The sequence below is a fragment of the Actinomadura sp. NBRC 104412 genome, assembly GCF_030269515.1.
GTDB lineage: Bacteria > Actinomycetota > Actinomycetes > Streptosporangiales > Streptosporangiaceae > Spirillospora.
This window is the reverse complement of record NZ_BSTM01000039.1, coordinates 1-15,090: the sequence shown is the minus strand read 5'-3', so window position 1 is coordinate 15,090 and position 15,090 is coordinate 1. Positions and strand designations below refer to the sequence as shown.

Here is a 15,090-nt window from a genome sequence, read left to right as displayed (position 1 = left end):
CGACCGATGCGAGCGGGCCGGATCGAGTCGGCCATGTGTGACGGGTCCCGCTGCGCCACCGGATGTTCCGTGCGTTCTGTTCCGTCCTGACGGTCATGTGGCGTGGGCCGGCGACGATCAGCGGAAGTTGGACGGCCGTTCGTCCCGCCGGTTCGGCGTCCCCGCTGGCTGACCCCCGCCGGGGCGATGGCCGGACCGGGTCGATCACGTCGCTGATCCTGCTGCGGCTCTGGACGTTCCTGCGTTGTGCTCCGCCTGGACGGGCGCGTGGCAGGGATCGGTGACGATCAGAAGGGACCTGGATAGCCACCTGTCCGGCTGGTTTGGCGAGCCTGCCGCCTGATCTCACCCCACCCAGGCCGACCAATGCGAGCGGGCCGGATCGAGTCGACCATGTGTGACGGGTCCCGCTGCGCCACCGGATGTTCCGTGCGTTCTGTTCCTTTCGGACGGGCGCGTGGCGTGGATTGACGGCGATCAGCGGGATGCGGACGGACATCTGTCTCGTGGTTTGGTCGTGCCTGCCGGCTGATCCGGTCAGGGCGACCATGCAAGCTGGTCGGGGTCGGGTTGGCCATGGGGCGGGTCCCGCTGCGGTTCTGGAGGTTCGTGCGTTCTGTTCCGTCCTGACGGTCATGTGGCGTGGGTTGGCGACGATCAGCGGAAGTTGGACGGCCGTTCGTCCCGCTGGTCCGGCGTCCCCGCTGGCTGACCCCCGCCATGGGGGCGATGCGAGTCGGTCGGATCGGGTCGATCACGTCGCGGATTCTGCTGCGGCTCTGGACGTTCCTGCGTTGTGCTCCGCCTGGACGGGCGCGTGGCGTGGGCGGGCGACGATTAGCAGGGCTTGGACGGCCACCTGTCCCGCTGGTCCGGTGGGCCTGTTGGCTGATTTCAGGGCGGGGTTCGGTTAGGGGTGGGGGTTGCGGAGGTCGGTGATGATGATCCTGGTCACGATCTTGCGGACGGTCTCGCTGTCGGGTGGGGTGCTGTCGCGGTCGGCGTACAGCAGGTGGACGGAGCCGATGAGCATGGCGGCGAGGGTGTCGACGTCGGCGTCGGCGGCGATGCGGCCCCGGTCGCGTTCCAGGGCGAGGTATTCGGCGATGAGGATCGCCGCCTCGGTCAGGACGGGAACGCCGACCGGCCAGGTCTCGCGCAGCCGGGCGCGCAGGCCGTCCCGTGAGGTGACGAGGGCGACGATCGCCACGGCGGCCGACTCGAACAGGGCTGTGAGAGCCCTGGTGAGGTTGTCGGAGACGGTGCCGGTGCCGGCGGAGTCGCTCAGGGACGCGGTCTGCTCGTCGAGGCGATGGACGCGGTCCAGCACGAACTCGGCGAGGAAGCCGTCGAAGTCGGGGAAGTGGCGGTGCAGGACGCCCTTGGCACAGCCCGCCTCGGTGGTGACCGCCCTGCTGGTGAGAGCGCTCGGGCCGTCGCGTAAGAGGACGCGTTCGGCGGCGTCGAACAGTTGCCGGCGTACGTCGCGGAGGGCGATCCCAGTGGGCACCGTGCGTCTCTTCCTCGCGGGTTGCTGAAGGTATAGCCAAGTGGGCATTTGCCCACTATGGTGGGCGCATGCCCACTCTACAGTCTGATTCCTCCCAACCTCCGCTGCCCGACATCCACCGGGCCCGGGAGATGGCGGAGTCGTTCGGTGTGGACGCCGAACGCTACGACCGGACGCGACCCCCGTACCCCGACGCCATGGTGGAACGGATCGTCGCCGCCATGCCCGGGGCGGAGGTCCTGGACGTCGGCTGCGGCACCGGCATCGAGGCCCGGCAGTTCCAGGCGGCGGGCTGCACGGTCCTCGGTGTCGAACCGGACCCGCGCATGGCCGAGGTCGCACGCCGCAGGGGACTGGACGTGGAGGTGGCGACCTTCGAGTCCTGGGACCCCGCCGGCCGCACGTTCGACGCGGTCATCGCCGGAACGGCCTGGCACTGGGTCGATCCGGTCGCGGGCGCGGTCAGGGCCGCGGAGGTGCTGCGCCCCCGTGGACGGCTGGCGGTGTTCTGGCACGTGTTCCAGCCTCCGCGGGCGCTGGAGGAAGCCTCCGCCGCCACCTTCAAGCGAGTGGTGCCCGACTCGCCGATCAACCTCCATGTGCGGGGCGGGGCCGGGGAGACCAGGTCGGCCTGGGAGCTCTACCAGCCGATCCTCACCAAGGCCGCCGACGGGATCCGCGGGACGGGCGCGTTCTCCGACCCGGAGAGGGGGCGGTTCGACTGGGAACGGGACTACACGCGGGACGAGTGGCTGGACCAGCTTCCCACGACCGGGGCGCTGACCAGACTTCCGCCGGACAAGCTGGCGGAGGTCTTGGAGGGCGTCGGCGCCGCGATCGACGAGCTGGGCGGACGATTCACGATGTCCTACACCACGGGCGTGGTCACGGCGGAGCGCGTCGCCGGTGATTGAGCGCGTGTGCCCGGTCAGCGGCGTGAGGAGTGGTAGTTCACGATCTTGGTGAGCAGCTCGGTCAGTTGCTCGCGTTCCGAGTCGGACAGGGGCGCGAGGAACTCGTCCTGGATCTCGTCCAGGACGGGGTCGATCCGCTTGAGGTGGTTCCGTCCCTCCTCGGTGAGCGTGATGATGTTCCGCCGCCGGTCGGCCGGGTCGGGGGCGCGTTCGACCAGCTTGGCGGCGGTGAGCTCGTTCAGCGCGGCCACGACGTCGCTGCGGTCGATGCCCGTCCTGCGTCCCAGGGTGGCCTGGCTGGCGGGTCCGAACTCCGCTAACGCGGAGAGCAGGCGGTAGTGGTAGCCGCGGGTGCCGGCGGCCGCCAGTCGTTCGGTGACCAGCCGGTGGCCGTAGTTGGACGCCTGTCCGGTCAGCCAGGTCGGCGTGCGCTGGATGCGTGTGAGGTGGGAGCCCTCGCCCGTCGCCATGGGCGGAGTCTAGCAACTTGTTGGGCTTACCCACGTTCCGCTCAGAGGCGGCGCTGCAGGTGAACGGCGCGATAGAGGCGGAGCCGTAAACAATCGCCGCCAGGATGGCGCGACGACTTTCACACCTGACGGTTCGAGGTTTATGGCGAGATGGACTGGCTGAAGCACCCGTGGGGCGGCACGCTCGTGCGCGACCTGATCGCCGGGGCGGCTCGGGGCTGCCGGTGTTCCGCGGCCTCGGCGCCCCGCGGCGGTTCCGGTTCGTGACGTCCACCCCGTTTGAGTGCGGGATCGCCGCGCTCCACCTCCAGCCCGAGCGGTCCTGATCGCCGGGGCGGCTTTGATCATGATGTGGAGGGGATGAGGCGCCACAGGGAGGTCACCTCAGCCGCCCGCGCGGCGTGCAGGCGGTCGGAGGTGTCGGACGCTCGCGGATGCCGGGGCTTGGCGTCCAGGCGTCCCGCCACCTTCAGGCCCGCGGCCTCGAAGCGGGCGAGCAGGTCGGAGCGGGTCCGGAGCCCCAGATGCTCGGCGAGATCGGAAAGGATCAACCACCCTTCCCCGTCCGGGGCGAGGTGGCGGGGGAGCCCGTCCAGGAAGGCGCGCAGCATACGGCCGTCCGGGTCGTACACGGAGTGCTCAAGGGGCGAACTGGGACGGGCGGGGATCCACGGGGGATTGCACACCACCAGTGACGCAGGTGGATCCGGGGGCGGTGGCCACAGGTCGGCCTCTACTACCTGTACCCGGTCCGATAGCCCGAGGCGGCTGAGGTTCTCCCGGGCGCAGGCAAGCGCGCGCGGATCGTGGTCGGTGGCGACGACGCGCTCAACGCCGCGCTTGGCGAGGACGGCGCTCAGTACACCCGTCCCAGTCCCGATGTCGTACGCCAGCGCGGCAACGACCGGTAGCGGGGCCTGAGCGACCAGGTCGACGTACTCGCCGCGTACCGGGGAGAAAACTCCGTAGTGGGGATGGATACGTTCGCCCCCGAGGGCGGGGATCTCAACCCCCTTCACACGCCATTCGTGCGCGCCGATGACCCCTAGCAACTCGCGCAGGGACACCACATACGGCTCGTCGGCCTCCCCGTATGCCTCGACGCACGCCTGCCTTACGTCAGGTGCGCGCCGCAGTGGGATGACATGGCCCGGCTCCACAGGAATCAGCAGCATGCCTAGCGTGCGGGCTCGCTGGCCCTGCGCGAGGCGGTGGAGATGGAACTGCTGTGCGGGCGGCGGGTCGCCTGAGGACTTGGCGCGTCTGCGTTGCGCGCGCTTGGGTGGCCGGTCAGCTCGCCGCCTCATCGCGTTGAGGAGTTGGCGGGCGTTCTGGAAGTCGCCACGCCACAGCAGCCCCGTTCCTTCGCAGGCCATTCGGTACGCGTCGTCGGCCTTCGTCCGGTCGTCCGCTGTGACGACGCGGCAGGGCGGGGTGGCGTGGCTCTCAGACCGCCAGCGAAACCCGCTCAGCTCGCTGGGCAGCCCCATGTCGGAAGCCTATCCGTACGGGGGTTTCCCCGCTCGGCCCATAAGACCGCGCGCCGCGTCCGTTCCGAGCGGCGCGCGGCGGGGCGGGTCAGACATCCCTGGAGGTTGAATGTCAAGCGGCGAGGTCGTGGTCACGGTGTGACCAGGCGGTTGCTCGGTCGTAGGGGGTGTGGGTTTTGAGGCAGCCGTGCAAGATGCCGACCAGGCGGTTGCCGACCTGGCGGAGGGCGGCGTTGTGGCCGACGTCGCGGGCTCTGATCTGGTCGTAGTAGGCGCGGACGTGCGGGTCGTGCAGGATCGCGCAGGAGGCTTGCAGGTGGAGGGCGTCCACCAGTCGGTCGTTGTGGACGAACCGGGCATGGACGGTCCGCATCTTGCCGGGCTGGCGGGTGATGGGGCTGGTTCCGGCGTAGTTCTTGCGGGCCTTGGCGCTGGCGTAGCGTCCGGGGGCATCCCCGAACTCGGCGAGCACCCGGGCGCCGAGGACGACGCCGAGGCCGGGCTGGCTGAGGATGACCTCAGCGTCCGGGTGCCGGCCAAAATGCGCTTCGACCTCGCCCTCCAGGGTCTTGATCTGCTCGTTGAGGGTGGTGATGACCGCGGCCAGCGCCCGGACGGTGGCCGCGTAGGCGGCGGTGACCGGCTCGGCCTGGCCCAGGTGGCCGGCGCGCAGCGCCCGCTGGATCGTCGCGGCCTTGCCGCCGATGTCGCGGCAGCCCTTGAGCGCCGCGCTGATCTGGCCGATGGTCAGCTTGGCCGCCGTGGCCGGGGTGGGTGCCTTGACCAGCAGCCGCAGCACCGCCTGGCTGGTCAGGCCGAGAGGCTTGTAGGCATCCAACGCGGCGGGGAAGTAGTCGCGCAGCGCCACCCGCAGCCGGAGCATGTGCCGGGTGCGTTCCCACAGCAGAGTCTGGTGCGCCCGGGTGACGACCTTCACAGCCTCGGCGACGTCGGAATCGGCGGCCACTTCCCGCAGCTGGTGACGGCGGGTGCGGACCATGTCGGCCAGGGCGTGGGCGTCGCCCTTGTCGCTCTTGGCCCCCGAGGAGCCCAGGATCTCCCGATGCCGGGCGGCCTGTTTGGGATCCACCCCGAACACCCGGTATCCCGCAGCCCGCAGCGCCCGCACCCACGGCCCCCGGTCGGTCTCGATGCACACCAGCACATCGCCGGTCTCGGCGTCCTCGGGCACAACCGTGCCACCAGCTCGTGGAACCGGGACATCCCGGCCATCCCCTCGGGCAACCGGGCACGCTTGAGGACCTTGCCCGTCTCGTCCTGGACCTCCACGTCATGGTGATCCTCAGCCCAGTCATCACCGACGAACAGCACATCACCCTCCACGATCGACGACCGCAACAGCAGCCCGCAGGAGCCGGTCAGCGACCTGATGGACCAGTGCTCACGCCCCACCGGGCAGGCACGACATCCCATCAGCGATCAAAACCCCTGACCACCGGCGAGGGCACGATCTGACCCCAGGACTCACCTGCTCCAGGCGGCGAGAGTGCTCACCCGCCAGCGGCTACCAGGCACCGAGTCTGCCAGCGGCCGACCCGGCACCTCCCATTAGGCGGCCGGGACCTTGTCCAGGAAACCGTGGACCTTGGCGATGCGCCCGTCGCCGGACAGGACGGCGACGTCGAAGCCGACCACTGTGGCCTCGCCGCCTTCCGGGCCGAGTTCCCAGGTGAAACGGGCGAGGTCGTGGTGGGCGTCCACCTCGCCGGCGGGCCGGAACGCGAAGTCGGGGAACTGCTGCTGCACCGCGCCGACCATGGCGTCGATCGCCTCGCGCCCCTCGACGGCCGAGAGCGGGTCGGTGTAGGTGGCGTCCTCGGTGAAGAGGTCGTCGACGGCGGCGCGCCGGCCGCCGCGTCCCGCTCGTTCCAGATCGCCAGGTATCGTTCGACCAGGTGCTGGACGTCGCTCATCGTGGGTCCCTCCGTGTGTGTGCGTGTGCGCCGGATCCGGACCGTCTCGTTCCGGCGGGCACCACGCTTCCAAGCCGGGGCGGGAGATTCGATTACTTGAGGGGGCATCAGCCGGCGGGCATCACCAGGTTGATGTCGGATTCTCGCTAGTGAAACCCGATGACCTCGGCGATGCTGAAACCATGCATGAGGACGTGGAGCGGTGCGTACGAGCGGTGCAGTCCAAGGACGCCCGCTTCGACGGTTGGTTCTACACCGGGGTCGTCACGACGGGGATCTACTGCCGGCCGAGCTGCCCCGCCGTACCGCCCAAACCCGAGAACATGCGGTTCTACCCCAGCGCGGCGGCGGCCCAGCAGGCCGGGTTCCGGGCGTGCAAGCGGTGCCGTCCCGACGCCAGCCCCGGCTCTCCCGAGTGGAACCACCGAGCCGACGTCGTGGCCCGCGCCATGCGGCTGATCGCCGAAGGGGTGGTGGACCGTGAAGGCGTGCCCGGCCTGGCCGCGCGCCTCGGGTACAGCACCCGGCAGATCGAACGGCAGCTCGGCGCGGAGCTGGGCGCCGGGCCGCTGGCCCTCGCCCGCGCCCAGCGCGCCCAGACCGCCCGGCTGCTGATCGAGACCAGCGCCCTGCCGATGAGCGAGGTCGCGTTCGCGGCGGGGTTCGCCAGCATCCGCGCGTTCAACGACACCGTCCGCGAGGTCTTCGCGCTCACCCCCACCGAGCTGCGCGACCGCGTCGCCAAGGGGCGTCCGCCGGCCGGTTCCGGGACGCTGTCGCTGCGGCTGCCGTTCCGCACCCCGCTGTGCCCCGACAACCTCTTCGGGCACCTGGCGGCCACGGCCGTGCCTGGCGTCGAGGAGTGGCGGGACGGCGCTTACCGGCGGACGATGCGCCTCCCGCACGGGCACGCCGTGGTCGCGCTGCGCCCCCACCCCGACCATGTCGCGTGCGCGCTCACCCTCACCGACCTGCGGGATCTCACCACCGCGATCAGCCGCTGCCGCCGGCTGCTCGATCTGGACGCCGACCCGGCGGCCGTCGACGACCTGCTCCGCGCCGATCCCGTCTTGGCGCCGCTGGTGGACAAGGCGCCGGGACGCCGCGTCCCCCGTACCGTCGACCCGGCCGAGTTCGCGGTACGGGCGGTGCTGGGCCAGCAGGTGTCCACGGCGGCGGCCCGCACGCACGCCGCCCGCCTGGTGGTCGCGCACGGGGAACCGGTCACCGACCCCGGCACCGGCCTCGCCGCACCAGATCACGGGCACGGGGGGCTGACCCACCTGTTCCCCACGGCGGCGGCGCTCGCGGAAACGGACCCGCTGACGCTGGCGTTCCCGCGAACCCGCCGTGTGACGTTCGCCGCCCTCGTGACCGCGCTGGCCGCGGGCGAGATCGACCTCGGCGCCGGCGGTGACTGGGACGAAGCCAGGGCCAAGCTCGCCGCCCTCCCAGGGATCGGGCCCTGGACGGTCGAGACGATCGCCATGCGCGCCTTGGGCGACCCGGACGCCTTCGTCCCGACCGACCTGGGCATCCGGGCGGCGGCCCACGAGCTCGGCCTGCCGTCCACCCCCGCCGCGCTCACCCGCCGCGCCGCCGCGTGGCGTCCCTGGCGGGCGTACGCGGTGCAGTACCTGTGGGCGACCGGTGACCACGCCATCAACCGGCTGCCCGCCGCCTGACCATCGACCAGACCCGCGAACCTCCGCGGATCCGAAAAGGGAGATCATGAGCATCGGCACGATGAACGGGGACCGGACCCACGTCGTCCTCGACAGCCCTCTCGGGCCGCTCACGGCGGTCGCCGTCGACGGCGCCCTCTGCGGCCTCTACATGGAGCTGCAACGCCACCGCCCCCCGCAGGAGACCTTCGGCAAGCCCGTGGAGGACCCGCTCGCCGCACCGTTCGGCGCGGTGGCGGAGCAGCTCAAGGCTTACTTCGACGGCGAACTGACCCGGTTCGACCTGCCACTCACCCTGCTCGGCACGCCGTTCCAGAGGCGGGTCTGGGCGGCGTTGCAGGAGATCCCGTACGGGGAGACCCTCTCGTACGGGGAACTCGCACGGGAGATCGGGAGCCCCAACGCGTCCCGCGCCGTCGGCCTGGCCAACGGCCGCAACCCCATCGGCGTCATCGTCCCCTGCCATCGGGTCGTCGGCTCCAGCGGCGACCTGACCGGCTACGGCGGCGGCCTGGAACGCAAGCGGTACCTGCTCGACTTCGAGCGCCGCGTCAAGACCGACGCCACCGTGAACGCCACCGCCACCCTCTTCTGATCGCCGGGTCGTTCTGTCGGCGGGGATGGTTAGTGTGCGAAGTGCGCGATCCTCGCCGGCCGAAGGGGGCACGACACGATGCGGTTCAGGGTCGAACGGCAGCCGCTCGCGGACGCGGTCGCCTGGGCGGCGCGCACCCTGCCCGCGCGTCCGGCGCTGCCGGTGCTGGCGGGCATGCTCGTCGAGGCGACCGGCGAGGGCGCGCTGAGGTTCGCGGCGTTCGACTACGAGGTGTCGGCCGAGGCCACCGTCACGGCCGATGACGGTGCCGTCGCCGTGGCCGAGCCGGGACGGGCGCTGGTGTCGGGACGGCTGCTCGCGGAGATCGTACGGAACCTTCCGCCGCACCCCGTCGACGTGCTGCTCAAAGGCAGCGAGGTCGTGGTGACCTGCGGCAGCGCGGAGTTCGGCCTGCTCGCGCTGCCCGTCGAGGACTACCCCACGCTGCCCGACCCGCCCGGCTCCGCCGGAACGGTCCCGGCGGACGTGTTCGCCGCGGCCGTCGCCCAGGTGACCCCGGCCGCCGGACGCGACGAGATCCTGCCGATGCTGACCGGCGTGCGCGTCGACATTGACGGCTCCACGATGCGGCTGGCCTGCACGGACCGCTACCGGATCGCCGTCCGCGAGCTGACCTGGAGCCCTGTCAGGGACGACTTCGCCACCGGCGTGGTCGTGCCCGCCCGCACCCTTGGCGACACGGCGAAGGCGATCAAGGCGGGCGCCGAGGTCTCGCTCGGCCTCTCCGGCACGGGCGACACCCTGATCGGCATCTCCGGCGGCGGCCGCAGCATGACCGCCCGGCTGCTGGACGACCAGTTCATCGACTACCGGTCCCGGTTCACCGGCGCGTGGACCTCCACGGCCCGTGTCCGCACCGCCCCGTTCATCGAGGCCATCAAGCGGGTCGCGCTGGTGACCGAACGCAACACGCCGGTCCGGCTGGCCTTCGCGTCCGGCGAGGTCCGCATCCGGGGCGCCTCGGGCGACTCCGCCCGCGCCAACGAGAGCCTGCTCGCGGCCCTGGACGGCGACGAGATCGACATCGCCTTCAGCCCGCAGTACCTGCTGGACGGCCTCGCCGGCGTGGACACCGAGGTCACCCGGCTCCAATGCACCGGCCCCACCAAGGCCGCCCTCCTCACCGCCGTCCCGGACCGCGCGGACGGAGACGGCGAGGGCACCGGCCCGGGGGACCCCGGAGGAGACACCGGCTTCCGCTACCTGGTGATGCCGGTCCGCCTCACGTCGTGACCGTCCGCCGGGCCCTCCGCCTCGTCACTCCTGGGCGAAGTCCCATTTCGTCGCGCCGTAGGGTTCGGCGGTGGCCACACCGACAGCCTTGTGGATGGTGAAGAGGTAGAGATGCCACGGCGGCGGGCCGGCGCTCGGGGCGCTGAAGGAGCGGTCAGGGCCTCGCCGTTCGACTCGGCGGGCCAGCCGCCCTGACGGTAGAGGGCCGCCACCTCGTCCAGTTCCTTCTCGTCGGTGACCCGGTGGGCTTCGCCTTCCAGGACGAGGTCGATGCCGTCCAGTCGCCCTGAGATCGTGCAGTACGGGCTGGACGCCAGGTTGCGGGACTTGAGCGTCCGCGGCCCGCTGACGAAGTAGAGGCGGCCTTCGTTCCAGACGCAGCCGAGGCCCGCGGCCCGGGGACGTCCGTCCGGGCCGATCGTTCCCAGGAACATGGTCGTCTCACGGGACGGCAGCCCGGCCCTCAAAGCGTCGAGCGCCCGGCTCCACAGCAGCGGCGCGCTTCCGTAGTTGTCGAGATTGGTGGTGTTGGTAGGTTCGATGCCGGCCATGCCTCTCCTTCCGCCGTCGCCCTGTGCGCCGGTCTCGGAGTAAGGACCGGCGTGCGGGGCCGAATTCATCGCCGGCGGCGGTATGTGCCTGGATGCGGCCGTTACAGGTCCAGGACGGCGAGGATGAAGCGCAGGTCGGTGCGTCCGTCGTTGCCGTAGGAGTGCGGGCGGTCGCCTACGAAGACCGCCGCCGTCCCGGCCTCGATGAGGTCCCTGCGGCCGTCCACCGTCAGGGTGAGCGTTCCCTCCTCGACGTACACGATCTCTTTGGTCCCGGGTACGTGCGCGTCGCTCTCGTTGACCTCTCCCGGCCGCAGTTCCCAGCGCCAGAGTTCCAGGGACGGCCGCGGGTCGCTGCCGCCCAGCAGCGTGCCGGTGCCCCCGGACGAGCCATGCCACAGCACGACATGCCGTTCGGGCGGGAAGACGCGCACCGGAGGCTGCTCCTCCACCTGGACGAGGCGGGTCAGCGGGACGCCGAGCGCGTCCGAGATCCGGATGAGCGTGGCGAGGTTGGGGTTGCCGCGGCCCTGTTCGAGGCCGACCAGCACGCCCTTGCTCACCCCGGCCCGTCCGGCGAGCTCGTCCAGGCTCCAGCCGTGCCCGGCCCGCAGCGCACGCACGGCCCTGGCCACGGCCTCGCCGATGGCTGCCTGATCGCTCACGCTTCCCTCCCCCGGACACCTTAGAACTCGCGCGCCGGTGGACAGGTACGGTCGTTATGGTGGTATCAATGGTTCACTAAAATGACCGCGCGTCGAGGGACGCCGAGAACGCCGTGGAAGGGATCCGGGATGTTGGAGCGGATCGTCATCGACGAGGCCGTGCGGGAGCTGCGCCCGGACGTCGCCGTGCTCGCCATGACCGCCGAGGGCCTGGTCAACGGGCCGAGCGACGACCGGACCCGCGAGTGGCTGTCGGAGGCGGCCCGAGCCTCGAAGGCGTCCGAGGCCGAGGCGGACCCGCATCTCGACGCCTGGCGTGACGCGTACCGAGCCTTCGGATCCAAGCCGCAGCGTACCCGGCCGTCCGTGGACGCCCTGCTGCGCCGTGTGGACGCCCTGCCCGCCATCAACAGGGTGGTGGACGCCTACAACGCGATCAGCGTCCAGTACGTCCTGCCGGTCGGCGGCGAGGACCTGGACGCCTACCAGGGCGCGGCCAGGCTGGTCCGCGCGACCGGGGACGAGCCGTTCGACACCGTGGCGGGCGGCGAGGCGGCCGTCGACCACCCGGACGCCGGCGAGGTCGTGTGGCGGGACGACGCCGGGGTGACCTGCCGTCGCTGGAACTGGCGGCAGTGCGTCCGCACCCGCATCACCGAGTCGACCACCAACACGCTCTTCCTGCTCGAACGGCTCGCCCCGTATCCGCTGGACCGCCTCCAGGAGGCGGGGGACGACCTGGCCGCGCGGCTGCGCGTCATCAGCCCGGACGTGCGGATCTCAAGCCGGTTGATCGGTGAGGCCCCATGGTGACGGTCCTCGCGCTGGGGGCCGCCCTCGCGTACGGCGCGGCGGATTTCCTCGGCGGCGCGGTGGCCCGCAAATCCACCGCGCTCAAGGCGCTGGCCTGGTGCGTTCCGGTGGGCCTCGGGGTGGTGCTGACCTCGGCCGTGTTCGTCGGGGGCCGCTTCACCGGGGACTCGCTCGCCTGGGGATTCGGCGGCGGCGTCGCGGGCGGCACCGGCCTGGTCACCTTCTACCGCGCGCTGGCCCGGGGGCCGATGAGCGTGGTCGCCCCGATCTCCGCGCTCGCCTCGTCCGTCCTCCCGGTCGCCGTCGGGGCGCTGCGCGGCGAACGCCTGGACTCCACCGTCCTCGCCGGTGTGCTCCTGTGCCTGGTGGCCATCGGCCTGGTCAGCATGGAGAACAACGATCCGGGCGCGGGCTCGCATGCGCCGCGCGACGCCGGCCGGGGGAGGTGGCCCCGATGGCTGGACGGCGGCCCGCTGATGGCCGGGGTGTCCGGGGGCTGCTTCGGGGTGTTCTTCATCATGCTGAAGGCGGCAGGTGACGGGGGCGGGCTCTGGCCTCTGGTCGCCGCCCGCATCGGGACCCTGCTCGTGATCGGCGTGGCGATGCTCGCCGTCCTCCGCGTGCGCGGACGCGACACGGCCCCACCCGTGCGGGGACGCCTGCTGGTCGGCCTGGCGTTACTGTCCGGAACCCTGGACGCGGGCGCGAACGTGCTGTTCTTCGTCGCCGCCCAACAGGGAATGCTCAGCCTCGCGGCCGTCCTGACCTCGCTGTACCCGGCCATCACGGTCCTGCTGGCCAGAATCGCCTACAGCGAGCGGCTGCGCGTCGTCCAGCGCCTGGGCCTCGCCGTGGCGGTGGCGGGCGTGGCCCTGGTCACCATCGGCTGACACCCCGCCACAGGGACGCGCGTCAACGCAGCCGGATCTCCAGCACGCCATGGCCGGCACCTCGTAGGCCGCCGGTGGCAGGAGCCATCGGATGATGAATCCCGGCTGGCTCGGGACACGGGCAATACGCGGGCAATCTGCATACATGCCAATCACCGCGGTGCCGGGTGAACGTTTGCCTCTGGCTGCAAATCAGCAGGAAATGCACGGGATTTGTCGCGGTTCCGGGGCCTGGAGGCTCGATGCGCTGCCGACTCTTCGGGTGCTATTTTTGTTCTTCAGTTTATATTGGCATATTATTCGGGTAGGATCAAAGTATCCGGCAAACGACGACTCACCCCGATTTGAGGGCCAGGGCTAATGCGTTCTCAGATCGCGAGACCGAGTAGTTGAAGGGCGTGGTCAGGGCGGTCGCGGTAGTGGTCGCAGGCCGCGGCGTGGTTGGTCCAGCCCATGGCTTGCTGGAGGGCGATGACCAGGTTGCGGAGGCTGGCCATCACACGGGGTGCGGTGCCGGTGCGGACGCGGGAGGCGTCCTCGGCGAAGGTGACGTCGCGGATGTGGTGCAGGGCCTCCAGCCGCCAATGGCCGCGGATGTGCGCGGCGAGCTGGGCGGGCTGGGTGCGTTCAGCGGTCAGGCTGGTGACGGCGTACACGGTGGTGATCGTGGTCTTGCCGGTCACCTGATCGGTGCGGCGCCGTTTGACCTGGACTGCTTGGGCGGCGTGCGGGAACAGCAGCCCGTCGAGGGTGCAGACCTTCAGGCGGCGGATCTCATCGCGGCCATGGGCGCGGTCGCGGGTCGACCCGCCCAGCGGCACCTGCGACCAGGGCAGGTGCTTGAGCTGGCGGTGCAGGTACTTCTGGTTCCCCTTGACGATCATGATGTAGCCGGCGTTCTTGGCGGTGACCAGCCAATCAGCGTGCTCGCGGACGGTGTGCAGCGCGTCTGCGGTGACGATGGCGCCGTGCAGGTTCAGCGGTTCCAGCAGGTCGGTGAAGCAGGCGGTCTCACCGCTCTTGGCAGCGACCTGCCGCTGGCCGAGCACGATCCCGGCGTGCGTGGCGGCGGCCACCAGGTGCGGACGGCTGCCGTCGGTTCGGCGGGCCCCGCGTACGGTCTTGCCGCCCACCGCCAGTCCCGGAGCCAGGCCCCGGTGCTCGCGAGCACCGGGGCCATCGCCGCCGGTCAGCGCATCGCCGCCGGTCAGCGCGGCCAGATAGCTGCCCAGGACGTCATCCAGGGCGTCACCGTCCACCCCGGCCAGGATCCGGCCCAGCGTGGTGGCCGCCGGCAGCACGGCTTCGCCGTCACCGGTGAGCAGGAAGCCCGCGGTGGCCCGCACCTGCGGATCTACCGCACGAGCGCGGCGGCAGATCTGTGCCAGCGACCGCGCCCCACCCAGCACCGTGACCACGCACAACGCCAGCACCGGGCCGAGCCGGTAGCGGCGTCCCCGGCGATCGCGCTGGTCAGGTACCCGATCCAGCACCACGGCCAGAGCCGGCAGATCTACAACCTCGGGCGCATCGGCGCTGGGCACGTCCTCGCAGTGGCGCGTGAGCGCGTCGAGTAGAGAAGATGGCATGTGAGCGCGGCTCCGTGGTGATCAATCGGTCTAGGCAACCTTGATCATCTGGAGTCGCGCTCGTTCGTTACGGCCTGCCCGCCGTCCTGCGCCCACACCCCGCGAGCGCTGCAGGTCACCCACCGATCATCTCGCCATCCGAGAACGCATCAGCCCTGCCGAACGCCCTGGAGTATGCCTCTGCCCAGTCGCGGGGAAAGTGCTTGCCCTTCTTCCAGTCCAGAATTTGTCGGGCAAGGTTCTTCACCTTGGCTTGGGTGGGTTCGATGTTCAGGGAGCCCAGCAGGCGACGGGCCATCTCCCACTTCCCCCACTGGCGCGCCTCACGCTCGAAACTGATGCGCGTTGCCCATGCCGGGAGATGCCGGTCGGCCATGGCGGAGCCCTTCCGCTGTGATCAGGGGGATACTCTGCGTCTCCCTCCCCTCTCCGGCATTCTCCTATTTCTTCGTGTCCCGTGAGGTGGATTCACTGTCGATACCGGGGCGGACACCGAGAGTCAGGAAGGTGAACGGTCTTGCCCTGGCCACAAGACGAAGACGGCCCCGGGCGCGGTGATTTCGCCACCGGCCGGGGCCTCGGCCGGAACGGAGGTCCGACCTGTGAGGTGATCTCACCGAGTTTCGGGTAGGTGGCCATGCTCGAAATGGGTGAGGACGAGTGCTGCGCGGGTGATGTCGCCGATTCTGCTGGGGCTGGTGGTGATGTGCTGGAGGATGCGCCAGCGGCC

General features: G+C 70.8%; 15 protein-coding genes and 2 pseudogenes. 8 read left to right on the top strand and 9 right to left on the bottom strand.

Annotated elements, in window-relative coordinates:
• The first annotated feature begins 37 nt into the window (after positions 1-37).
• On the top strand, positions 38-172 hold the full coding sequence (locus QSK21_RS36265) for an aromatic-ring hydroxylase C-terminal domain-containing protein (protein WP_352231355.1): 135 nt from the start codon (positions 38-40) through the stop codon (positions 170-172).
• 438 nt (positions 173-610) lie between these two features.
• Positions 611-712: pseudogene (locus tag QSK21_RS36260) on the top strand (aromatic-ring hydroxylase C-terminal domain-containing protein); the annotation flags it as partial.
• Positions 713-910: 198 nt separating this feature from the next.
• On the opposite strand, the gene QSK21_RS31960 reads toward QSK21_RS36260, so the two are convergent.
• On the bottom strand, positions 911-1,510 hold the full coding sequence (locus QSK21_RS31960; RefSeq protein ID WP_285701270.1) for a TetR/AcrR family transcriptional regulator: 600 nt from the start codon (positions 1,508-1,510) through the stop codon (positions 911-913).
• A 68-nt stretch (positions 1,511-1,578) separates the two neighbouring features.
• Between QSK21_RS31960 and QSK21_RS31955 the strand changes: the two genes are divergently transcribed.
• Positions 1,579-2,424, top strand: coding sequence for a class I SAM-dependent methyltransferase (locus tag QSK21_RS31955; RefSeq protein ID WP_285701269.1), 846 nt, complete (start codon positions 1,579-1,581; stop codon positions 2,422-2,424).
• Positions 2,425-2,438: 14 nt separating this feature from the next.
• Here the strand turns inward: QSK21_RS31955 and QSK21_RS31950 are convergent, their stop codons facing one another.
• From QSK21_RS31950 to QSK21_RS31935, 4 genes and pseudogenes are all read right to left on the bottom strand, one after another.
• Positions 2,439-2,894: a MarR family winged helix-turn-helix transcriptional regulator gene (locus QSK21_RS31950; protein WP_285701265.1), complete on the bottom strand. Its 456-nt coding sequence runs from the start codon at positions 2,892-2,894 to the stop codon at positions 2,439-2,441.
• A 344-nt stretch (positions 2,895-3,238) separates the two neighbouring features.
• Positions 3,239-4,384: a N5-glutamine methyltransferase family protein gene (locus QSK21_RS31945; RefSeq protein ID WP_285701264.1), complete on the bottom strand. Its 1,146-nt coding sequence runs from the start codon at positions 4,382-4,384 to the stop codon at positions 3,239-3,241.
• A gap of 112 nt (positions 4,385-4,496) precedes the next feature.
• Positions 4,497-5,716, bottom strand: a pseudogene (locus tag QSK21_RS31940) (IS110 family RNA-guided transposase).
• 237 nt (positions 5,717-5,953) lie between these two features.
• Entirely contained in the window at positions 5,954-6,391 is a 438-nt protein-coding gene (locus QSK21_RS31935; RefSeq protein WP_285701263.1) for a nuclear transport factor 2 family protein, read from the bottom strand.
• Between the two features lie 109 nt (positions 6,392-6,500).
• Between QSK21_RS31935 and QSK21_RS31930 the strand changes: the two genes are divergently transcribed.
• From QSK21_RS31930 to dnaN, 3 genes are all read left to right on the top strand, one after another.
• Complete coding sequence (locus tag QSK21_RS31930; protein ID WP_285701262.1) at positions 6,501-8,003, top strand: DNA-3-methyladenine glycosylase 2 family protein; 1,503 nt, start codon at positions 6,501-6,503, stop codon at positions 8,001-8,003.
• 46 nt (positions 8,004-8,049) lie between these two features.
• Positions 8,050-8,598: a methylated-DNA--[protein]-cysteine S-methyltransferase gene (locus QSK21_RS31925; protein WP_285701261.1), complete on the top strand. Its 549-nt coding sequence runs from the start codon at positions 8,050-8,052 to the stop codon at positions 8,596-8,598.
• Positions 8,599-8,676: 78 nt separating this feature from the next.
• Positions 8,677-9,852, top strand: a complete 1,176-nt coding sequence (gene dnaN, locus QSK21_RS31920; RefSeq protein WP_285701260.1) for a DNA polymerase III subunit beta — start codon at positions 8,677-8,679, stop codon at positions 9,850-9,852.
• Here the strand turns inward: dnaN and QSK21_RS31915 are convergent.
• On the bottom strand, positions 9,819-10,403 hold the full coding sequence (locus tag QSK21_RS31915) for a pyridoxamine 5'-phosphate oxidase family protein (protein WP_285701259.1): 585 nt from the start codon (positions 10,401-10,403) through the stop codon (positions 9,819-9,821). The genes dnaN and QSK21_RS31915 overlap by 34 nt on opposite strands.
• Before the next feature lie 101 nt (positions 10,404-10,504).
• Positions 10,505-11,068: a helix-turn-helix domain-containing protein gene (locus tag QSK21_RS31910; RefSeq protein ID WP_285701258.1), complete on the bottom strand. Its 564-nt coding sequence runs from the start codon at positions 11,066-11,068 to the stop codon at positions 10,505-10,507.
• 129 nt (positions 11,069-11,197) lie between these two features.
• On the opposite strand from QSK21_RS31910, the gene QSK21_RS31905 reads away from it, so the two are divergent.
• The gene (locus QSK21_RS31905) at positions 11,198-11,881 is read left to right on the top strand and encodes a B3/B4 domain-containing protein (protein WP_285701256.1); all 684 of its coding nucleotides are present in this window, start codon (positions 11,198-11,200) and stop codon (positions 11,879-11,881) included.
• On the top strand, positions 11,875-12,771 hold the full coding sequence (locus QSK21_RS31900) for an EamA family transporter (protein WP_285701254.1): 897 nt from the start codon (positions 11,875-11,877) through the stop codon (positions 12,769-12,771). The genes QSK21_RS31905 and QSK21_RS31900 overlap by 7 nt, the downstream gene beginning before the upstream one ends.
• A gap of 368 nt (positions 12,772-13,139) precedes the next feature.
• On the opposite strand, the gene QSK21_RS31895 is transcribed toward QSK21_RS31900, so the two are convergent.
• Both QSK21_RS31895 and QSK21_RS31890 read right to left on the bottom strand, forming a co-directional pair.
• Entirely contained in the window at positions 13,140-14,360 is a 1,221-nt protein-coding gene (locus tag QSK21_RS31895) for an ISAs1 family transposase (RefSeq protein WP_285701252.1), read from the bottom strand.
• 115 nt (positions 14,361-14,475) lie between these two features.
• Positions 14,476-14,736: a hypothetical protein gene (locus tag QSK21_RS31890; RefSeq protein ID WP_285701251.1), complete on the bottom strand. Its 261-nt coding sequence runs from the start codon at positions 14,734-14,736 to the stop codon at positions 14,476-14,478.
• Positions 14,737-15,090: the final 354 nt, after the last annotated feature.